Genomic DNA, 20,339 nt, shown 5'->3' with positions numbered 1-20,339 from the left:
GGCAACCCGTCAGAAACTCTCCTTCAGCCATTGCCCCATGCGGGCAATGCGGCCGTTTCCTCCTGCAAGCGACGCAAGCATGCCGCCCTGCGTCGAATGCGCTTCCAACTCCGCCACCTGCGGATAGATCATCAGGCCCACCGCCGTGGAAAACGCCGCACCCTTGGCCGCGGCTGGCAGGCCCGACACGCCGAGCGGACGCCCGACACGAACGTTGCGCGCCAGAATCCGGCGCGCGGCTTCCGGCAGTCCCGTGAGCTGGCTGGCACCGCCCGTCAGCACGATTCGCTTACCCACGATCGGCGAGAAGCCGGAGCGTTGGATCCGGTCGCGGATCAGCTCCAGCGTCTCCTCGATGCGGGCGCGGACGATGCGCGACAGGAGCGCCCGCGGCACATGGGTCGGCTGGTCGCGGTCGTCCTCGCCGATCGGCGGGACGGCGACGATATCGCTTTCGTCGGACGCATTCGGCAGCGCCGAGCCGTGCACGACCTTCAGCCGCTCCGCATCCTCGATCCGGGTGGAGAGGCCGCGGGCGATGTCGGTGGTGACGTGATGGCCGCCGAGCGCGACCGCGTCGGCATGCACGAGCTTGCCCTCGGCAAAGACCGAGATCGCCGTCGTGCCGCCGCCCATGTCGATGCAGGCGCAGCCGAGTTCGACCTCGTCGTCGACGAGCGCCGAAAGACCGCTGGCATAGGGGGTTGCCACCATGCCCTCGACCGAAAGATGGGCGCGGTTGACGCAGAGCTCGAGGTTCTTCAGCGCCGTGCGCTCGGCCGTCAGCACGTGCATGTCGACGCCGAGGACGTCGCCGTACATCGACAGCGGATCGCGGATGCCGCGTTCGCCGTCCAGCGAATAGCCGGTCGGCAGCGAATGCAGGATCGCCCGGTCCTGGCGCAGCGAGCGCTGGCCCGCCGCCGTCAGCACCTTGCGCAGGTCGGCCGCCTCGACTTCCTGTCCGCCGAGATCGATCGTGCCGGTATAGATGTCGCTCTGCAGGCGTCCGGCCGAGACGTTGACGATCAGGCTGTCGATCGTCAGCCCGGCCATCCGCTCGGCGGCGTCGACCGCCAGCCGGACGACGCTCTCGGCTGCATCGAGATCGGCGATCACGCCGTTCTTGACGCCGCGCGAGCGCTGGTGGCCGATGCCGATGACCTCGATCGAATGGGTGCGACCCGGCAGGATCTCGCTCTCGGGGCGCGGCGTCAGCCGGCCGATCATGCAGACGACCTTGGTCGAGCCGATGTCGAGCACCGATACGATGTGCGTCCGCTTCGAATTGAGCGGCTTCAGGCGCGGCAGGCCGAAATGGGAGGAACCGAAGATACTCATGAGCGGTCGGTCACCTTCTTCAATTCCTTCGTCCGCTGCTCCAGCACCTTCATGCGGCGCTCAGCGGCACCCTCTGTCAGTCGAACGGTGGTACGGTCTTCCAGCCTCAGGTCCACGGCGGCGATGTCGCGCTCCAGGATCCCCTGCTCCGCCTCGAACCTTGCAAGCACCGCCATGGCGCGCGGCACGTTGGTCTCCGGCAGCATGACGACGACGCCGTTGTCCAGGCGCAGGTCCCAGCGGCGACCGGCGACACGGACATAGGCCTTCACGCGCGCCTTGACGTCCGGCCAGGCCTCGAACTGCTTCTCGAACTCGGCGGCGGCGGCTTCCGCGTCGCGACCGACGAACAGCGGCAGCGCGGAAAACTTGCTGTCGCGCAGCGGCGCGATCACGCTGCCGTTCTTCTCGATCAGGGACAGGTCGTTGCCGTGCTGCCAGATGCCGAAGGCGCTGCGCTCTTTCAGCGCCACCTCGATCGTTCCGGGATAGACCTTGCGCACGGAGACATGCTCGACCCAGGGCAGTTCCGACAGCTTCCGGCGAGCCTCCTCCACGTCGAGCGCAACGAGCGAGGTCGTGCCGTCGAGGCCGAGCAGTTCGAGGATCTCGATCTCGGAGGTCTCGCGGGCACCGGAAACCTTGACGTCGTCGATGGCGAACCCGACCGCGGTCGTGGTCGTCTGCGCGAAGTCCTGGCTATGGCCGCCGAGCGACATGCCGTAGAAGCCGGTGGCAGCGAAGAAGGACACCGCGGCCACCGTGCCGGCATGGCGCGGGATCGTCACCCGGCCGACCGCGAGACCGACGGCAAGGCGCACGACGCGGCGCAGCGGACGCGGCAGCACGCGGCCGCCCTCGGCCTCCGCAAGCCCTGCGGCGTCCATCCGGCGCGCTCTGCCTCTCTTTCTGCCGGTCAACGCAAACAAGACGCGTCCTCCACCATCCAACTCAAGAATTCACCAAAGGAATGGCCGGCATGGACGGCCATTTCGGGCACCAGGGATGTCGGGGTCATGCCGGGCTGCGTATTGATTTCCAGCCACACGATCTCGCCATTTTCGGAGAAGCGGTCGTCGTACCGGAAGTCCGATCTGCTGACGCCGCGGCACCCGATCGCTTGATGCGCCTTGAGTGCGAGTGTTTGTATTTTTTGGTAAATATTTGGTGAAATTTGTGCCGGAAGGACGTGTCTCGAGCCGCCTTTCTCGTATTTTGCATCGTAATCGTAGAAGCCGTGTCCCTGCGGCACCACCTCGGTGACGCCGAGCGCGACATTGCCCATCACCCCGCAGGTCAGTTCGCGCCCGTAGACGTAGCGCTCGACCATGACGTCGTCGCCGTAGCGCCAGTCGGCCGAGGTGACGACCTGCGGCGGATGCGGCTGGTCCTCCTTGACGATGACGACGCCGAAGCTCGACCCCTCGCGCACCGGCTTGACCACATAGGGGGGCTTCATCGGATGCGCCGAGGTGATGTCGAAGCGGTTCATCAGCTTCGCCTCGGCGACGGGGATGCCCGCGGCTTTGGCGACGATCTTCGCCTGCGCCTTGTCCATCGCCAGTGCCGACGAAAGAACGCCCGAATGCGTATAGGGGATCTGCAGGTATTCGAGGATGCCCTGAATCTTGCCGTCCTCGCCGAAGGGACCATGCAGGGCATTGAAGGCGACGTCCGGCGCAAGTTCGGCAAGGACCGTGGCGACGTCGTAGCCGACATCGACCCGGGTGACGCGATAACCATGCGCCTCGAGGGCATCCGCACAGGCGTTGCCGGACGAAAGGCTTACGGGCCGTTCGGAGGAAATCCCACCCATCAGCACCGCGACATGCTTGCTCATCTTCACCCCTGGACTCGATCTCTCACATTGACCGGATTTCCTTGCCCGGGCCTGACCTCGATCGGCGCCGGCGACTCGAATTTCCGCCTCCCCGTCACTACAACGGCATTATGGTTAATGAAGCGTTTACTTTCGTTAACCGGCCCGCGATGAAATCGTAAACGCATCATTCCCGAATCAAACCGCAGCAGGGATTCTCTCCTTAGAATCAGAGAGTTGCCGGCAATGCAAGCTCCAACACACGAGGAAGAGAAATGAATACGCCCGCCCCGGACACCGGAGCGGGCGACGTTTCACGCCGGGAAAATGCGGACCTCAGTCGTCCTCGCCGACCGCTTTCCAGGCCAGCGCGCCAAGGGCGCCGCCGATGACCGGGGCGAGCCAGAAGAGCCAGAGCTGGGCGATCGCCCAGTCGCCGACGATCAGGGCAACGCCGGTCGAGCGGGCCGGATTGACCGAAGTGTTGGTGACGGGGATCGAGACCAGATGGATCAGCGTCAGCGTCAGCCCGATGGCGATCGGCGCGAAGCCGACGGGCACGCGGCCATGGGTGGAACCGAGGATGATGAAGACGAACATGAAGGTCATCACCACCTCGATCAGGAAGGCGGAGGTGACCGAGTATCCGCCCGGCGAGTGTTCGCCGTAGCCGTTGGAGGCGAAGCCGCCAAGCTCGAAGCCGGGTTTTCCGGTGGCGATGAAGTAGAGAACGAGGGCTGCGACGATTGCGCCGGCGACCTGCGTCACCACATAGGGCACCAGCGCCGACGCCGGGAACTTTCCGGCAACCGTCAGGCCGACAGACACGGCCGGATTGAAGTGGCCGCCCGAAATGCCGCCGACCGCATAGGCCATGGTCAGCACCGTCAGGCCGAACGCCAGCGCCACGCCGAGCAGGCCGATGCCGACCTCAGGAAAGGCGGCCGCCAGCACTGCGCTGCCGCAGCCGCCGAACACCAGCCAGAACGTCCCCAGGAATTCCGCCGCAAGCTTCTTGATCATGCGCACTTCCCCCGAATTGCCGGCCCGAGAATGGCGCGCGGCGTTGATCGAGGCAGGACTCTGCACACAGGCGGCCGGTGAAATAAACTCAGGCTTTCGGCTGATGCCGTGCGGCAACCATTGTCACGACGCCAACCCCACCCGGTCGCGAATGATCCCGTCGAACGGCGTCTCGTATCGGGCAGGCGGAGCGACGCCCCCGACCTCGCGCTCGTGTACGACGCGGTTGCGACCGGAAACCTTGGCGAGGTAGAGCGCCCGGTCGGCATGGGAGAAGAGGTCGTCGAAATCCCGTCCCGGTACGCAATCGGCGACACCCACCGAAACGGTGACGGCGACGGAGCCCGTTCCGCAGGCGACCGGCCTGGCTTCGATGAGGCTGCGGGCATCCTCGACCAGCCCCAGCGTCTCGTCCGGCGACAGCCCGCACACCAGCACCGCATATTCCTCGCCGCCGATGCGCGAGACGATGTGGCGTCCGCCGGCGAGCGCTTCGAGCCTGCCGGCAATCGAAACGATGACCTCGTCGCCCGCTACATGGCCGAGCGTGTCGTTGATCGACTTGAACCGGTCGACGTCGAAGATCGCAAGGGCCGCCGGCGACACGGCGGTCTCGATGGCCTCGAGGAAGGCGCGCCGGTTCAGGAGCCCCGACAGCGAATCCGTCCGGCTCAGGCGCTCGAATTCGGCGCGCGACAGTGCCAGCTCGTAGACGGCGTGCCCGACCACATAATAGGCGGCAAAGGCGACCGGCAGCGACACCAGCGGCGTCAGGACGGTGGCGATCACCAGCGCCTTCGCCAGGTCGTAGGGCAGCAGCCCCACGCCATGGAGGACGAGATGGGCGGCGACGTTGATGCTGTAGGCGAGCGCGGCGATGCGCAGGGCCATGACGAGCGAACGCCGCAACACCTGCTCGCGCGAGGAAAAATCCCCCAATGCAAGCTGGTTGGTCACCCAGGCTTTGACGCGCTCGATCATGTGCGGCCCCCACTGGCCCTATCTAGGACCGCCGAAGTTAACAATTTGTTGGGAAATCGCTCATCATAAGTTGCATGGAAGGCTACGCTCGCGCCGTTCCGCACGAACGCGCGACCGAAAATGTCGCCACGGCACGCCTGAACAGCGCGAAAATTATCGGAACGACCGTCCTGCGGCATATTTGTTGTTTCACAATTGCCGTGCGTGCCGTATGAGGGGCGCGCTGCCTCCCAAGACGGCACTGACATTCAAGAAACAGTTGAGAGAAGATCAATGAGTGACACTCCCATAACGGTGTCACCGACCGCGACGCATTCGACTACCTCCGCCGTGAACTCCCCGGCGCGTGTCCTTTTTGCAAGCCTGGTCGGTACGACCATCGAGTTTTTCGATTTCTACGTCTACGCAACAGCGGCGGTGCTCGTGTTCCCCGCGCTGTTCTTCCCCAACAGCGATCCGACCACGGCGCTGCTCGCCTCCTTCGCCACCTTTTCGATCGCGTTCTTCGCCCGTCCGCTCGGCGCGATCGTGTTCGGCCATTACGGCGACCGCATCGGACGGAAGACGACGCTGGTGGCGGCCCTTCTGACGATGGGGATTTCCACCGTCATCATCGGACTGCTGCCGACCTACGAGACCATCGGCGTATTGGCGCCGCTGCTCCTGGCGCTGTGCCGCTTCGGCCAGGGCTTCGGCCTCGGTGGCGAATGGGGCGGCGCCGTCCTGCTCGCAACCGAGAACGCGCCCCCCGGCAAGCGCAGCTGGTACGGCATGTTCCCGCAGCTCGGCGCTCCGGTCGGCCTGTTCCTGTCATCGGGCGTGTTCTGGGTGCTGCTGCACTTCATGTCGCAGGAATCGCTGCTCGCCTGGGGTTGGCGCGTTCCGTTCATCGCCTCGATCGTGCTCATCGCCGTTGGCCTCTGGGTCCGCCTGTCGATCACCGAGACGCCGGCCTTCCAGAAAGCGATCGACAAGAAGGAGCGGGTGGAAGTGCCCGTTGCGGAACTGTTCCGCAACCACAAGCGCAGCCTCGTCCTCGGCACCTTCGTAGCGCTCGCCACCTTCGTGCTGTTCTACATCGGCTCGGCCTATCTGCTCTCCTACAACGTCAAGGTCGTCGGCATCCCCTTCGTCGAGGCGCTCGAGATCCAGATCATGGGCTCGGTGCTGTTCGGCCTGTTCATCCCGCTTGCCGGCAAGCTCGCCGAGAAGTACGGGCGCCGCGAGGTGCTGATCGCCACCACGGTGCTGATCGGCGTCTTCTCCTTCTTCCTGCCGGGCCTGATGACCGGCGGCGAAAGTGGCATCATTGTCTTCGTGATCGTCGGCATGGCGCTGATGGGCATGACCTATGGCTTGATCGGCACGGCGCTCGCCGCCCCCTTCCCGACCAAGGTCCGCTATACCGGATCGTCGATCACCTTCAACTTCGCCGGCATCTTCGGCGCCTCGCTGGCGCCCTACATCGCGACCTACCTGCAGGCCAACTACGGCATGACCTATGTCGGCTATTACCTCGGCATCTCCGCGGTGATCACGCTCGCCTGCATCCTGCTCTCGGGCAAGGAAGAGGTCTGAGCTTCGGCTGATTAGACACCCGGAAACGACAAACGCCGCGGCAACCACCGCGGCGTTTTCATTGGGTCAGGTCTTATCCGGACTCAGGCCGTCGCCCGGCCCAGAAACTCCCGCACCTCGTAGCCCGGCATGAACTTGCCGACCCGCTTGATCTCCCATTGCAGCATCACGCCGGAGTGCTCCAGGACGCGCGAGCGCACGGTCTCGCCCAGGTATTCCAGTTCGTAGCCGGTCGCCTGGCCGGTATTGATCATGAAGTTGCAGTGCATGGGCGACATCTGCGCGCCGCCGATCATCAGCCCGCGGCAGCCGGCCTCGTCGATCAGCTTCCAGGCCGAGTGGCCCTCCGGGTTCTTGAAGGTGGAGCCGCCGGTCTTCTCCCGGATCGGCTGCACGGTCTCGCGATGCTGGCGCACCGCGTCCATCCTCGTGCGGATCTCGGCCTTGTCGCCCGCCTGCCCCTGGAAGACGGCATGGGTGAAGATGAGGCCCTCGGGCGCCTTGGAATGGCGGTAGCTGTAGCCCATGTCGGCGTTGGACAGGACATGGGTCTCGCCCTTGCGGTCGACCGCATGCACCTCGACGACGAGATCCTTCGTCTCGCCGCCATTGGCACCGGCGTTCATCCGTAGCGCTCCACCGATCGAGCCGGGGATGCCGTAGAGGAACTCCAGGCCGGCGATGCCGTTGTCGAGCGCCATGGCGGCGATGTTCTTGTCCGGGCAGATGGCGCCCGCCTTGATCCTGTTGTCGCCTGCGAGTTCCAGGTCGCCGAACCCCTTGGCAGAAAGGCGGATGACGACGCCGGGAATGCCGCCGTCGCGCACCAGAAGGTTCGAGCCCACACCCACCACCATCAGCGGCACCGTTTCGGGCAAGAGCTTGAGGAACGTGACCAGGTCGTCGGTGTCGTGCGGCTGGAACATCACTTCCGCCAGCCCTCCGGCCCTGAACCAGGTGACGCGATCCATCGGCGCGTCGGGCGTCAGCCGTCCCCGCACATCCTTCAGGCTGTCGCCCAGCGACGCCAGCAGTTTCTCGCCATCCACCTGCTTCATGCCGTCATTCCCGAAATGCCTGCCAGTTCCTTCGGCAGCGCCGCCGCCCAATAGGTTATGCTACCTGCCCCCAAGAGAACCACAAAGTCGCCGGGCCTGGCAATGGCGCCAATGGTGGAGGCCAGTTGTTCCGGCCCTTCGAGGTAGCGTGCGTCGCGATGTCCGCCGGACTTGATCCGCGATACCAGCGTCTCCGCGCTCACCCCTTCGATCGGCTCCTCGCCGGCCGCATATATCGGTGCGATCATCACGGTATCGGCATCGTTGAAGCAGCCGGCGAACTCCTCGAACAGGCTGTGCACGCGCGAATAGCGGTGCGGCTGGTGGACCGCGACGATCCGCCCCTGGCAGGCCTCGCGCGCCGCCCGCAGTACCGCCTTGATCTCGACGGGATGGTGGCCGTAGTCGTCATAGACGGACACGCCGTTCCAGGTTCCGGTCAGCGTGAAGCGCCGCTTGACGCCGCCGAAGGCCGCGATCCCGCGGGCGATGTCGTCCGGCTTGATGCCGAGCCGCTGGGCGACCGCGATCGCCGCCGTCGCGTTGGAGACGTTGTGGCGGCCGGGCATCGGCAGGCGAAGGTCCTTCAGCTCGATCACCTGGCCGGTGCGGCGCCGGCGAATCTCGACGTCGAACACCGAGGTCGCCCCGTCCATGCGGATATTGCCGAAGCGCACGTCGGCCTGCGGGTTCTCGCCATAGGTGATGACCTTGCGGTCCTCGATGCGGCTGACCATCGCCTGCACCTCGGGATGGTCCAGGCACATCACCCCGAAGCCGTAAAACGGCACGTTCTCGACGAACTGGCGGAAGGCGGCGCGGACGGCGTCGAAATTGCCGTAGTGATCGAGATGCTCGGGGTCGATGTTGGTCACGACCGCGACGTCGGCGGGAAGCTTCAGGAAGGTGCCGTCGGATTCGTCGGCCTCCACCACCATCCACTCGCCCTCGCCCATCCGCGCATTGGTGCCGTAGGCGTTGATGATGCCGCCATTGATGACGGTCGGGTCGAGCCCGCCGGCTTCCAGCAGCGACGCGACCATCGAGGTGGTGGTCGTCTTGCCGTGCGTGCCGCCGATCGCGATCGCATTGCGGAAGCGCATCAGCTCGGCCAGCATCTCCGCCCGGCGCACCACCGGCAGCAGTTTCTCCCGCGCGGCGATCAGTTCGGGATTGTTCTTCTTGATGGCGGTCGACACCACCACCACTTCGGCGTCGCCGATGTTCTCCGCCTTGTGGCCGACGAACACCTCGATACCCTTGTCGCGCAACCGCTGCACGTTGGCGCTGTCGGACTGGTCGGAACCCTGTACGCGGTGGCCGAGATTGTGCAGCACCTCGGCGATGCCGCTCATGCCGATCCCGCCGATCCCGATGAAATGAACGAGCCCTATGCTCTTCGGCATCTTCATGGCCGTTCTCCCTTGAATTCTGCGATCGTCTTGAATTCTGCGATCGTCTGGCCGCCCGCAATAGCCTCTACCATGCCGGCGAGCAAGCGCGCGGCATCCGGCTTTCCGGTCTTTCGGGCGTTCGCCGCCATCTCCGCCATGCGCTCGGGCTGCTTCATCGCCTCGCCGATGATCATCGACAGCTTTTCCGGAGAAAGCTCCGACTGGGCGATCACCTTCGCCCCGCCCTGGGCGGCGAGCGCTGCCGCATTGGCGGCCTGGTCGTGGTCCAGCGCATAAGGGTAAGGCACCAGCACCGACGGCCGGCCGATCACGGCGAGTTCGGAGACAGTGGAGGCGCCGGAGCGGCAGATTACCAGATGCGCGCCTGCCAGCCGCTCAGCCATGTCGCCAAAGAACGGCGAGACCTCGGCCGGGACGGCAAGCTTCGTATAGACCGCCTCCACGCCCTCGCGGTCTTCCGGCCGGGCCTGCTGGGTGATGTGCAGCCGCGCCCGCTTGTGCTCGCCGAGCCGGCAGATCGCCTGCGGCACGGCCTTGGAGAAGAACTGCGCGCCCTGGCTGCCGCCGAACACGACGAGACGGAAATCGCCGTCCGCCATGGACGGACGGTAGGGAACCTCCGCTGCGGCCAGGACCGCGGGCCGGACGGGGTTGCCGGTCGTCACCGTCTTGGCCGCATAGGGCCCTTCGCTGTCCGGCAGGAAACCGCCGGCGATCGCCTTGACGCGGGAGGCCAGCGCCTTGTTGGCGCGCCCCATCACCGCGTTCTGCTCGTGGATCATCGAGGGAATGCCCATGCCGGTGGCGGCGAGCAGCGGCGGCAGCGTCGGATAGCCGCCGAAGCCGACGACGGCGGCAGGCTTCAGCCGCGACATCAGCCGCCGCGCCGTGCGCAGGCCCTTCCACAGGGTCCAGAGCGAGGACACCACCTTCACCGGGTTCTTCGAACCGATCGTCGCGGACGGCACCACATGGATCTCGTCGGCCGGAAACTTGCCGGCGAAGCGCTCGGCGCGGCTGTCGGTGACCAGATGCACCGACCAGCCGCCGGCCTTGAGCTCGTGCGCCAGCGCCTCGGCCGGAAAGAGATGGCCGCCGGTACCGCCCGCGGCCAGCAGGATGATGCCTTTCGTCATGCGCTCACTCCGCCGGCGCCATCATGCCGGAGCGGAACAGGCTCCGCTCGGTGGCGCGCTTCTCCGGCCGGTGGCGCGTCAGCGCCAGGATGAAGCCGGCGGTCACGCAGATCGCCGTCATCGACGAGCCGCCATAGGAGATCAGCGGCAGGGTCATGCCCTTGGCCGGCAGCAGTTCGAGGTTCACGCCGACATTGATCATCGACTGGGTGCCGATCAGAAGCACCAGGCCGGCGACGGCGAAGCGGGTAAAGTCGTTGCGCTCCTTGAAGGCATGGTTCAGGCCGCGCAGCACGACGAAGGCGAAGACGGCGACGATGACCATGCAGAAGATGATGCCGAACTCCTCGGCCGCCACAGAGAAGATGAAGTCGGTATGGCTGTCGGGGATGATCCGCTTGACCACACCCTCGCCCGGCCCCTTGCCGAACCAGTCGCCGCGGATGATCGCCTCGCGGGCAGTATCGACCTGGAACGTGTCGCCCTCGCCGGTGAGGAACCGGTCGATACGGCCGGCTACGTGGTCGAACAGGTAGTAGGCCGAAACGAAGCCGCCGAGCGCCACGCCGCCGAGCAGGATGATCCAGATCCACGGCATGCCGGCCATGAAGAACATGCCGCCCCAGACCGCGGTGACCAGGATCGTCTGGCCGAGGTCGGGCTGCGCCACCAGCAGTGCCGCGACGATGCCGAACAGGAGGATGGAGAAGAGATTGCCGGGGATCTCCGGCTGGCGGGCATGCTCGGAAAACAGCCACGCGCAGATGACGACGAAGGCCGGCTTCATGAATTCCGACGGCTGGACCGACAGGCTGCCGATCGACAGCCACCGCCGCGCGCCCTTGACCTCGACGCCGAAGAACAGCGCCAGCACCATGGCGACCAGCGAGACGATCAGCAGGATCGCCGCCATCCGCCGCACCTGCCGCGGCGTCAGGAAGGAAATCGCCACCATCGTCGCGATCGCCGGCACGAGGAACAGCGCATGGCGCTTGACGAAGTGGAAACTGTCGAGATTGAGCCGCTCGGCCACGGCCGGGCTGGCGGCGAAGGACAGCATGAAGCCGATCCCCATCAACAGGATGAAGGCGGCGAGAAACAACCTGTCTATCGTCCAGAACCAATCGGCAACCGGACCGCGCTCGGCGCGACTTACCATGGCATATCCCCCTAACCGTTGGTCTCGATCAGCATTTCCATGCCCGCGACAGCGGCGACATGGCCGACGAAGGCGTCGCCCCTGACCTCGAAGTTCTTGTACTGGTCGAAGCTTGCGCAGGCCGGGGACAGCAGGACCGCCACCGGCCCGCTTGCGTCACCCGCCGCATCCGCCGCCGCATGCGCCACCGCGCGCTCCAGCGTGCCGGAAATCTCGTAGGGAACCTGCTCGCCGAGCGTCACCGCGAAGGCAGCCGCCGCCTCGCCGATCAGATAGGCCTTGGCGATCCTCGGGAAGAAGCCGGAAAGGCTGGCGATGCCCCCTTCCTTCGGCAACCCGCCGGCGATCCAGTAGATCCGGTCGTAGCTGGAAAGCGCAGGTGCCGCCGCATCCGCATTGGTCGCCTTGCTGTCGTTGACGAAGACGACGCCGCCCTTGCGGCCGACCGGCTGCATGCGGTGCTTCAGCCCCGGGAAGGACGCGAGCCCCTTGCGGATCTCGTCCTCGCCGACCCCGACCGTAAGGCAGGCGGCGATCGCCGCCGCCGCGTTCTGGGCGTTGTGGCCGCCGCGCAGTGTCTGGATATCGGAAAGGTCGGCGACCGGGCGCGACGTGCCGCCATGGGCAAAGCGGATATGCCCGCCTTCGGCATAGAAACCGTCGGCCAGCGGCTGGCGGCGCGAGACGCGCACGACCTTGGTGCCCGAGCGTTCGATCCGGTCGGCGATCAGCGCCGTGAAGCTGTCGTCGACGGCGACGACCGCCGTGTCGCTGCCGGCGACGAGGCGTTCCTTGATATCGGCATAGTGCTGCATCGTCCCGTGCCGGTCGAGATGGTCCGGCGTCAGGTTCAGAAGGATGCCGGCGGTCGGGTCGATGGTGGGGGAGAGGTCGATCTGGTAGGACGAGCACTCGACGACATAGAAACGGCCGGCCTTCGGCGGATCGAGCGTCAGCACCGCCGTACCGATATTGCCGCCGAGTTGCGTGTCGCGGCCGCTCGCCTTCAGGATATGGGCGATCAGCGCCGTCGTGGTCGACTTGCCGTTGGTGCCGGTGATCGCGATGAACGGGCAGTCCGGCGCATGCGCCCGGCGCTCGCGCACGAACAGTTCCACGTCGCCGACGATCTCGACGCCCGCGGCGCGCGCGAGATCCACGCTCCAGTGCGGCTTCGGATGGGTCAGCGGCACGCCCGGCGACAGCACGAAGGACGAGATCCCGCTCCAGTCGACCTGGCGCAGGTCGGCGGTCGAAATGCCGGCGGACGCAGCCTTTGCGACACTGTCCGGATTGTCGTCCCATGCCGTGACATTGGCGCCGCCCTCGACCAGCGCCTGGGCGGTCGCGAGCCCCGAGCCCCCGAGGCCGAAGAGTGCGACGTTCCTGTTCCTGAGCGTGGTGACGGCGATCATGGCCTTACCGCAGCTTCAGCGTCGAGAGGCCGACGAGCGCGAGGATGACCGCGATGATCCAGAAGCGGATCACCACCTGGCTCTCGGTCCAGCCCTTCTTCTCGAAATGATGGTGGATCGGCGCCATCAGGAAGACGCGCTTGCCGGTGAGCTTGAAGGAGCCGACCTGGATGATGACCGACAGCGTCTCCATGACGAACAGGCCGCCGATGATCGCCATGACGATCTCGTGCTTGGTGGCGACCGCCACCGTGCCGATCAGGCCGCCGAGCGCCAGCGAACCGGTGTCGCCCATGAAGATCGCAGCCGGCGGCGCGTTGAACCAGAGGAAGCCGAGGCCCGCGCCGATCACGGCGCCGAGGATCACGGCGAGTTCGCCCGTGCCGGGCACGAAATGGATCTGCAGGTAGTTGGCGAACACCGCGTTGCCGGCGAGATAGGCGATGATGCCGAAGGATGCCGCCGAGATCATCACCGGCACCGTCGCAAGTCCGTCCAGCCCGTCCGTGAGGTTCACGGCATTGCCGGCGGCGACGATGACGAAGCCGCCGAAGAGCACGAAGAAGATGCCGAGGTCGAGCACGAAGCCCTTGACGAAGGGAAACGCGATCGAGGTGCCGAGCTCCGATCCCGCCACGCCGGAGGAGACCGCAGCCCGCATCATGAAATAGGTGGCGATGCCGGCGATGATGAACTCGAGCCCCAGCCGCGCCTTGCCGGAGAAGCCCTTGTCGGTCTGCTTGGTCACCTTGAGGTAGTCGTCATAGAAGCCGATCGCGCCGAAGCCGAGGGTGACGAGCAGCGTCGCCACGACATAGATGTTGGAGAGGTCCGCCCACAGGAGCGAGCTTCCGACGATGCCGGCGAGGATCATGATGCCGCCCATCGTCGGCGTGCCGGCCTTCTTGAAATGGGTCTGCGGCCCGTCGGCACGGATCGGCTGGCCCTTGCCCTGGCGCACCCTGAGCGAGGCGATGATCGCCGGCCCGAACAGGAAGACGATGGTGGCCGAGGTGAACAACGCTGCGCCCGTGCGGAACGTGATGTAGCGGAACAGGTTGAACACCTGGAGTTCGTCCGCCAGTTCGACAAGCCAGAGCAGCATTCGTGACCTTTCCCCAAAGGATTTGCGGTGTCGCGGCCGGACGGGACAAGACCGTCCCGACGCGGGACCGCGATAAATTCAGAACCGGAGATAGCAAGGGCCGGATCGCCCCGCATTTCCCCCTATGCCAATCGTCGAAACGCCGCGAACCCCGAGGGGCCGCGGCGCATCATTCGGCGCGCTCCGTGTCGGAGAATGCCTCGAACTTGTCAAGCAAAGCCGACACGACACGGCTGAATTCGGCCGATTTCGACGACTTGACCACAAGCACGTCCCCCGGTCGCACCGATTCCAGAACGAATTTCCGCATACCCTCGGCGTCGTCGCTGTATTCGACCCGCGCCGCCTCGCCGATCGCCTCGCGCAGCGCCGCCATTTCCGGACCGCCGATCCAGACGTCCTCGATCCTCGCTTCGGCGAGCGGCGCCGCCAGTTCGGCGTGCACCTGCTCGGAGAACGCGCCCATTTCCAGCATGTCGCCGAGGACGGCGATCCTCCGGCCGCCGGGGCCGGGAACAGTGTCGCGCAAAAGCGCGATCGCTGCCCGCATCGAGGCGGGGTTGGCGTTGTAGCTGTCGTCGATCAGCGTGAAGAAGCCGCCGTCGATCGCCAGCCGGTGGCGGCGTCCCCGCCCCTTTTCCGGCTGCATCGTCGAAAGCGCGTGCATGACCTTCTCGATGTCGGCGCCGGCGAGATGGGCCGCGCCGAGGACGGCGACCGCATTTTCCGCGATATGCCGGCCCGGCGCACCCATCGGGATCTCCAGCGTCTGCCCGCCGATCGAAGCCCACAGCACATTGCCCTGCGCGCCGGCCACGTATTCGATCAGCTTGAATTCCGCGGCAGGATCGGCGCCGAAGGTGTGGATATGCTCCACGCCCGCCGCCTTCGCCGCCTGCTCGAGCAGCGGGAACTGGGCATTGTCGCGATTGAGCAGGGCGTGCCCCCCCGGCGCCAGCCCCTCGAAGATCTCCGCCTTGGCGGCCGCGATCTCCTCCAGGCTTGCGAAATTGCCGAGATGGGCGGCGGCGATCGTCGTCACGATCGCCACGTGCGGGCGCACCATCTTCACCAGCGGCCGGATCTCGTCGGCATGGTTCATGCCGATCTCGAACACGCCGTATGCGGTGTTCTCCGGCATGCGCGCCAGCGTCAGCGGCACGCCCCAGTGGTTGTTGAACGAGGCGACGGAGGCGTGCACGGGGCCGCAGGCCGAAAGCGAGTGGCGCAGCATCTCCTTGGTCGTGGTCTTGCCGACCGAACCGGTGACGGCGATCACCTTGGCCCCGCTGCGGTCGCGCGCCGCGCAGCCGAGGTCGACCAGCGCCTGCAGCACGTCGTTGACCACCAGCATCGGCGCCGTCAGGCGGCCGAGCGCCGGCAGCTTTCCCTCCGATACGACGAGAAGCGCTGCACCATTGGCGTGGGCGAGGCTTGCGAAATCATGTCCGTCCACCCGGTCGCCCTTGATGGCGAAGAAGGCGTCGCCGGGGCCGATCGCCCGGCTGTCGATGGAAATGCCGGCGATACCGGCGGGCAGGTGTCCGAGCGGGCGGCCATGGGTGGCCGCGATCAGGTCGGCGATGGTCCATAGCAGGGTCAACGGTCGAGCTCCTCCAGGGCTTTGCGCAGTTCCGCGTGGTCGGAGAACGGCAGCGTGACGCTGCCGATCGTTTGCCCCTCTTCGTGCCCCTTGCCGGCGACGATCAGCGTATCGCCCGCCGAAAGCATGGCGACGGCGGCGCCGATCGCCTCCGCCCGGTCGCCGATTTCCGTTGCCCCCCTGGCCGCCGCCATGATCTCCGAGCGGATCACCTCCGGCACTTCCGAGCGCGGATTGTCGTCGGTGACGATCACGACATCGGCGAGCCTTGTCGCGATCTCGCCCATGATCGGCCGCTTGCCCTTGTCCCGGTCGCCCCCGCAACCGAAGACGACGATGACCCGGCCCGACGTGAACGGCCGCACCGAGGACAGCACGTTCTCCAGCGCATCCGGCTTGTGGGCGTAGTCGACATAGGCGAGCGCACCGGCCTTGGTATGCCCGACGAGTTCCAGCCGCCCCGAGGCGCCGACCAGATGGCCGAGTGCGGCCATGGCGTCCTTTGCTGGAACGCCCGTCGACATCGCAAGGCCGGCCGCGACCAAGGCGTTGGCAATCTGGAAGTCGCCGGCAAGCGGGATGTGGATCTCGTAGATGTCGTCGCCGACATGGACCTCCGCCATCTGCTTGTGGCGGAAGTGCTCGACGCGCTTCAGGGAAAGGTAGTCGCCCTTGCGGCCGACCGTGCGCACGTCGAGGCCGGCCTTCGTCGCCGCCTCGATCGCAGCCTTCGACCATTCGTCATCGGAAAAGATCACCGCCGGCGCGCCCTTGGGCAGGAGCGTATCGAACAGGCGCATCTTGGCGGCCAGGTAGTGCTCCACCGTCGGGTGGTAGTCCATGTGGTCGCGGCCGAGATTGGTGAAGGCGGCGGCCGACAGCCGCACGCCGTCGAGGCGCGACTGATCAAGGCCGTGGCTGGAGGCTTCCATCGCCGCATGGGTGACGCCGGCATCGGCAAGTTCGGCGAGCAGCCTGTGCAGCGAGATGGGGTCGGGCGTCGTCAGCGAACCGTAGTCCTCGCGTCCGGGCGCGGTCACGCCGGTCGTACCGATCATCGCGGCGGCATGCCCGGCATGCGCCCAGATCTGGCGGGTGAAGGAAGCGACCGAAGTCTTGCCGGCCGTGCCGGTGACGGCGACCATCGTCTCCGGCTGACGGGCGAAGTAGCGCGCGGCCGCCAGCGCCAGGAACCGACGCGGATCGTCCACGGCAAGGACGGGAACGGCGGCCTCGACCTTCGCCCCCCGCCCCGTCACGATGGCGGCAGCCCCTCGCGAAACGGCGTCGGTCGCATAGGCCGTTCCATCCGCCTTCGACCCATGCAGGGCGACGAACAGGTCGCCGGGAGAGACCTTGCGGCTGTCCGCCGAAATGCCGCCGATCTCGGTTGCCGCCGCGGCGGCGTCCAGTTCGGCAATTTCGGCTCCGGCAAGGTCTGAGATCTTCATATGCAGCTCTGTTCTTCTTGAAGGCGGCCGTTTCACCTACGAATCGGCACTTGCCCCGTTCATTCTGCGCTCAATAAGACACGAGCAAGGCAGACCCGTCCTCCCCGAATTTCGGCTTTACACCGAGAAGTGGGGCGCTGCGGCGGATGATCTCGCCGACCATCGGCGCCGCGTTCAGGCCGGCCGTCCGTCCGCCGCCCTCGCCGGTCTTCGGCGCGTCGATGAAGGTCAGCACCATGTATTGCGGATCGTCGATCGGGAACGCCGAGAGGAAGGCATTGAAATTGAGGCCGTTCTTGGCGTAGCGGCCGTTCACCACCTTGTCGGCCGTGCCCGTCTTGCCGCCGACGTTGAAGCCGGGCACCAGCGCCCGCTTGCCCGAACCGTTCATGGCGTTCCAGCGCAGCAGGAACTTCATGTCTTCGCCGGTCGACGGCTTGACGACGGCCTGCGCCATAGCGTCGGCCTCGTCGCGGCTGCGCGGCAGGAAGGTCGGCGGCACGTACTTGCCGCCATTGACGAGCGCCGCGCCGGCCACCGCCGTCTGCAGCGGTGTCGTCGAGACGCCGTGGCCGAAGGAGATGGTGATCGAGTTGATCTTCTTCCATTCGCGCGGCTGCGACGGCGTCTTCACCTCAGGCAACTCGGTCTGCATCTTCGACAGCAGGCCGAGCCGGGTCAGGAATTCCTTGTGGCCGGGAATGCCGACGATGTCGGCCATCTTGGCCGTGCCGATGTTCGACGAATACTGGAAGATCTCCGGCACCGTCAGCACCCGGTGCTTGCCGTGGAAGTCCTTGATGGTGAAGCCGCCGATGCGGATCGGATAGCGGGCGTCGAAGCTGTCGGTCAGCTTCACCTTGCCGGAATCGAGCGCCATCGCGGTGGTAAACGTCTTGAAGGTCGACCCCATCTCGAAGGTGCCGTCCGACATGCGGTTCAGCCAGCCGTCCTTGGCGCTCTCGGCCGGATTGTTCGGATCGTAGTCCGGCACCGAGGCCATGGCGAGCACCTCGCCGGTGTGCACGTCGAGGACGACCGCGCCGGCCGCCTCCGCCTGGTACTTCTCCATAGAGGAGACCAGCACGTCGTGCAGCATCGACTGGACGCGCAGGTCGATCGACAGCCGCACCGGCTCCATCTTGGCGTCGCTGGTCATGCCGATCGCGGCAAGGTCGGCAAGGCCCTGGTTGTCGATATAGCGCTCCATGCCGGCGATGCCGCGGTTGTCGATGTTGACGTAGCCGACGATATGGGCTGATGCGGCGCCGCTCGGATAGAAGCGGCGCTTCTCGGGACGGAAGCCGACGCCGGGGATGCCCAGCGCGAGGATACGGCTCTGCTGCTTCGGCGTCAGCTGGCGCTGCAGCCACTGGAAGCGCGAATCCGATTTCAGCTTCTTGTAGGTCGCCTTCGGGTCGAGTTCGGGCAGCACGGTCTGCAGCAGTTCCAGCGCCTCGTCGGCATCGACGATCTTGTGCGGTTCGGCATAGAGCGAAACGGTGCGGATGTCGGTTGCCAGGATTTCCCCGTTGCGGTCGACGATGTCGGGACGCGAGGCGAGCAGGCGGTCGGCCGGGCCGATGCTGGAAACCGATTCCGGCTGCGTCATGCCGTATTGCACCAGCCGCCCGCCGACGACGCAGTAGGCGAGCCCGAAGCAGGCCATGATGACCGCCACCCGGCTCTTCGCCTGCGAGGCGCTGCGCTTGCGGTGCCCCTGGAAGGCGGTGGCGCCCGTCGCACCCGCCGGCCGGCCGTTGCCGCCATGCGAGAAGTGGGCCTTGCTCTTGAGGTCCATGATGCGGGAGAGAAACGACATCAGCGTGCCACCGAGCCTGTTGCGATCTTGTCGGTGCCGGCGGCACCCTTTGCCCTGGCGATCTTGTCGGCGCCGCTCTTGGTATCCTTGTCGTCTTCGAGCGCCGGCAGTTCCGCCGTCGGCATCGGCAGCTCCATCGGCTGGACGAGTTGGGTGGATTCCGTCGGCACGAGCTTGAGATCGCCCTCGTAGATCTTCACCAGCCGGTTGAGCCGGGCCGGCTGCGTCAGGAGCGCCCAGTCGGCGCGCAGGAGGTCGATCGTATGCTCCTCGAGCATGATCTCCGCATCCAGCTTGCGGACCTCGTCGAGCTTGTTTTCCGCCTTGTGCTTGATCGTGTAGGTCACGGTCGCAGCGGCGGTCATCACGACGACGAGAATGGCGTCAAAGGTGCGGAACATCCATCAGCCTCCAATCTTCTCAAGGCTTGCCAGGTCGGGCAGTTCGAATATCGCCAGGTCATCCGTCCCGGGAGGGGCCGCCGTCCGCTCGCCGGCCCGCAACTTGGCCGAACGCGCGCGGGGATTGGCGGCACTCTCCTCCTCGCTCGCAACGATCATGGACTTCCCGACTGGTGCGAAGATTACGTCACGCTTAATTAGCTCCGGTAGATGGCGCGAACCGGCGGATTTGCCCGAGCGGTCGAGGAAGAATTTCTTGACGATCCGGTCCTCCAGCGAATGGAAGCTGACCACGACGAGCCGCCCGCCGGGCTTCAGCACGCGTTCGGCTGCAAAGAGCGCCCGGGCCAGTTCGCCGAGCTCGTCGTTGACGAAGATGCGCAGCGCCTGGAAGACGCGGGTCGCCGGATGGATCTTGTCCTTGGCCTTCCTGGGGGTGACGATCTCGATCAGCCCCGCGAGGTCGCGGGTCGTCTCGAACGGCGTCTCGCTGCGGCGCTTCTCGATGGCGCGCGCGATGCGGCCCGCCTGCTTCTCCTCGCCGAGAAAGCCGAAGATGCGGATAAGGTCGGAGACCTTGGCGCGGTTGACGACATCGGCAGCCGAGACGCCGGCCGCCGACATGCGCATGTCGAGCGGGCCCGTCTTCTGGAACGAGAAGCCACGCTCGGCTTCGTCGAGCTGCATCGAGGAGACGCCGATATCGAGCACGACGCCGTCGAGCCCGCCGTCCGGCGCATGCCGCGCCAGCTCGGAAAACTGCGAATGGATGAGCGAAAGGCGCCCGCCGGATGCGGCAACCAGCGCTTGCCCGGCAGCGATCGCGTTCGGATCGCGGTCCAGCGCGATCACCGAGGCGCCCTTGTCAAGAATGGCGGAGGTATAGCCGCCGGCGCCGAAGGTGCCGTCGAGGACGACCTGGCCGGGGGCCGGCTTCAGCGCCTCCAGAACCTCGGCAAGAAGAACCGGGATGTGGCGGACCGGTCCGCCATCGGCTTCAGAATGTCCTCCGCCTGCATCCGCCGCCATCCC

At 66.2% G+C, this 20,339-nt stretch carries 17 protein-coding genes; 1 reads left to right on the top strand and 16 read right to left on the bottom strand.

What is annotated here, in order from left to right:
• Window positions 1-9: 9 nt before the first annotated feature.
• The 5 genes from ftsA to OCK02_RS11455 all read right to left on the bottom strand — a co-directional run bounded on the left by ftsA (window position 10) and on the right by OCK02_RS11455 (window position 5,164).
• Window positions 10-1,341: a cell division protein FtsA gene (gene ftsA / locus OCK02_RS11475; RefSeq protein WP_263813179.1), complete on the bottom strand. Its 1,332-nt coding sequence runs from the start codon at window positions 1,339-1,341 to the stop codon at window positions 10-12.
• The gene (locus tag OCK02_RS11470; protein WP_263813178.1) at window positions 1,338-2,270 is read right to left on the bottom strand and encodes a cell division protein FtsQ/DivIB; all 933 of its coding nucleotides are present in this window, start codon (window positions 2,268-2,270) and stop codon (window positions 1,338-1,340) included. The genes ftsA and OCK02_RS11470 overlap by 4 nt, the downstream gene beginning before the upstream one ends.
• Entirely contained in the window at window positions 2,258-3,181 is a 924-nt protein-coding gene (locus tag OCK02_RS11465) for a D-alanine--D-alanine ligase (protein WP_230804766.1), read from the bottom strand. The genes OCK02_RS11470 and OCK02_RS11465 overlap by 13 nt, the downstream gene beginning before the upstream one ends.
• A gap of 315 nt (window positions 3,182-3,496) precedes the next feature.
• Window positions 3,497-4,183 carry an aquaporin Z gene (aqpZ, locus tag OCK02_RS11460; protein WP_263813177.1) on the bottom strand — a complete coding sequence of 229 codons (687 nt, stop codon included), beginning with the start codon at window positions 4,181-4,183 and terminating at the stop codon, window positions 3,497-3,499.
• A gap of 123 nt (window positions 4,184-4,306) precedes the next feature.
• Window positions 4,307-5,164: a GGDEF domain-containing protein gene (locus tag OCK02_RS11455; RefSeq protein WP_263813176.1), complete on the bottom strand. Its 858-nt coding sequence runs from the start codon at window positions 5,162-5,164 to the stop codon at window positions 4,307-4,309.
• Window positions 5,165-5,437: 273 nt separating this feature from the next.
• On the opposite strand from OCK02_RS11455, the gene OCK02_RS11450 reads away from it, so the two are divergent.
• Entirely contained in the window at window positions 5,438-6,742 is a 1,305-nt protein-coding gene (locus OCK02_RS11450) for an MFS transporter (protein WP_263813175.1), read from the top strand.
• An 83-nt stretch (window positions 6,743-6,825) separates the two neighbouring features.
• On the opposite strand, the gene murB is transcribed toward OCK02_RS11450, so the two are convergent.
• The 11 genes from murB to rsmH all read right to left on the bottom strand — a co-directional run bounded on the left by murB (window position 6,826) and on the right by rsmH (window position 20,336).
• The gene (murB, locus tag OCK02_RS11445) at window positions 6,826-7,800 is read right to left on the bottom strand and encodes a UDP-N-acetylmuramate dehydrogenase (RefSeq protein ID WP_230804760.1); all 975 of its coding nucleotides are present in this window, start codon (window positions 7,798-7,800) and stop codon (window positions 6,826-6,828) included.
• Window positions 7,797-9,212 (bottom strand): UDP-N-acetylmuramate--L-alanine ligase, encoded by a 1,416-nt coding sequence (gene murC / locus OCK02_RS11440; protein ID WP_230804758.1) that lies wholly within the window; start codon window positions 9,210-9,212, stop codon window positions 7,797-7,799. The genes murB and murC overlap by 4 nt, the downstream gene beginning before the upstream one ends.
• Window positions 9,209-10,351 carry an undecaprenyldiphospho-muramoylpentapeptide beta-N-acetylglucosaminyltransferase gene (gene murG / locus OCK02_RS11435; RefSeq protein WP_263813174.1) on the bottom strand — a complete coding sequence of 381 codons (1,143 nt, stop codon included), beginning with the start codon at window positions 10,349-10,351 and terminating at the stop codon, window positions 9,209-9,211. Before murG ends, murC begins: the two co-directional genes overlap by 4 nt.
• A gap of 4 nt (window positions 10,352-10,355) precedes the next feature.
• Entirely contained in the window at window positions 10,356-11,510 is a 1,155-nt protein-coding gene (gene ftsW, locus OCK02_RS11430; protein WP_263813173.1) for a putative lipid II flippase FtsW, read from the bottom strand.
• Window positions 11,511-11,521: 11 nt separating this feature from the next.
• On the bottom strand, window positions 11,522-12,925 hold the full coding sequence (gene murD / locus OCK02_RS11425) for a UDP-N-acetylmuramoyl-L-alanine--D-glutamate ligase (RefSeq protein ID WP_263813172.1): 1,404 nt from the start codon (window positions 12,923-12,925) through the stop codon (window positions 11,522-11,524).
• Window positions 12,926-12,929: 4 nt separating this feature from the next.
• A complete protein-coding gene (gene mraY, locus OCK02_RS11420) occupies window positions 12,930-14,030 on the bottom strand; it encodes a phospho-N-acetylmuramoyl-pentapeptide-transferase (RefSeq protein WP_230804750.1) in 1,101 nt (366 codons plus the stop codon).
• Window positions 14,031-14,199: 169 nt separating this feature from the next.
• Complete coding sequence (locus OCK02_RS11415) at window positions 14,200-15,633, bottom strand: UDP-N-acetylmuramoylalanyl-D-glutamyl-2,6-diaminopimelate--D-alanyl-D-alanine ligase (protein ID WP_263813171.1); 1,434 nt, start codon at window positions 15,631-15,633, stop codon at window positions 14,200-14,202.
• A complete protein-coding gene (locus OCK02_RS11410; RefSeq protein ID WP_263813170.1) occupies window positions 15,630-17,084 on the bottom strand; it encodes a UDP-N-acetylmuramoyl-L-alanyl-D-glutamate--2,6-diaminopimelate ligase in 1,455 nt (484 codons plus the stop codon). Before OCK02_RS11410 ends, OCK02_RS11415 begins: the two co-directional genes overlap by 4 nt.
• A gap of 70 nt (window positions 17,085-17,154) precedes the next feature.
• Window positions 17,155-18,906: a peptidoglycan D,D-transpeptidase FtsI family protein gene (locus tag OCK02_RS11405; RefSeq protein WP_230804747.1), complete on the bottom strand. Its 1,752-nt coding sequence runs from the start codon at window positions 18,904-18,906 to the stop codon at window positions 17,155-17,157.
• Complete coding sequence (locus tag OCK02_RS11400; protein WP_263813169.1) at window positions 18,906-19,307, bottom strand: hypothetical protein; 402 nt, start codon at window positions 19,305-19,307, stop codon at window positions 18,906-18,908. The genes OCK02_RS11405 and OCK02_RS11400 overlap by 1 nt, the downstream gene beginning before the upstream one ends.
• A 3-nt stretch (window positions 19,308-19,310) precedes the next feature.
• Window positions 19,311-20,336: a 16S rRNA (cytosine(1402)-N(4))-methyltransferase RsmH gene (rsmH, locus tag OCK02_RS11395; protein ID WP_263813168.1), complete on the bottom strand. Its 1,026-nt coding sequence runs from the start codon at window positions 20,334-20,336 to the stop codon at window positions 19,311-19,313.
• Window positions 20,337-20,339 lie beyond the last annotated feature (3 nt).

The sequence above is a fragment of the Rhizobium sp. TRM96647 genome, assembly GCF_025780115.1.
Lineage (GTDB): Bacteria > Pseudomonadota > Alphaproteobacteria > Rhizobiales > Rhizobiaceae > Mycoplana.
Note: the sequence above shows the minus strand (reverse complement) of the source record. Positions and strands in the feature narration are given on the sequence as shown.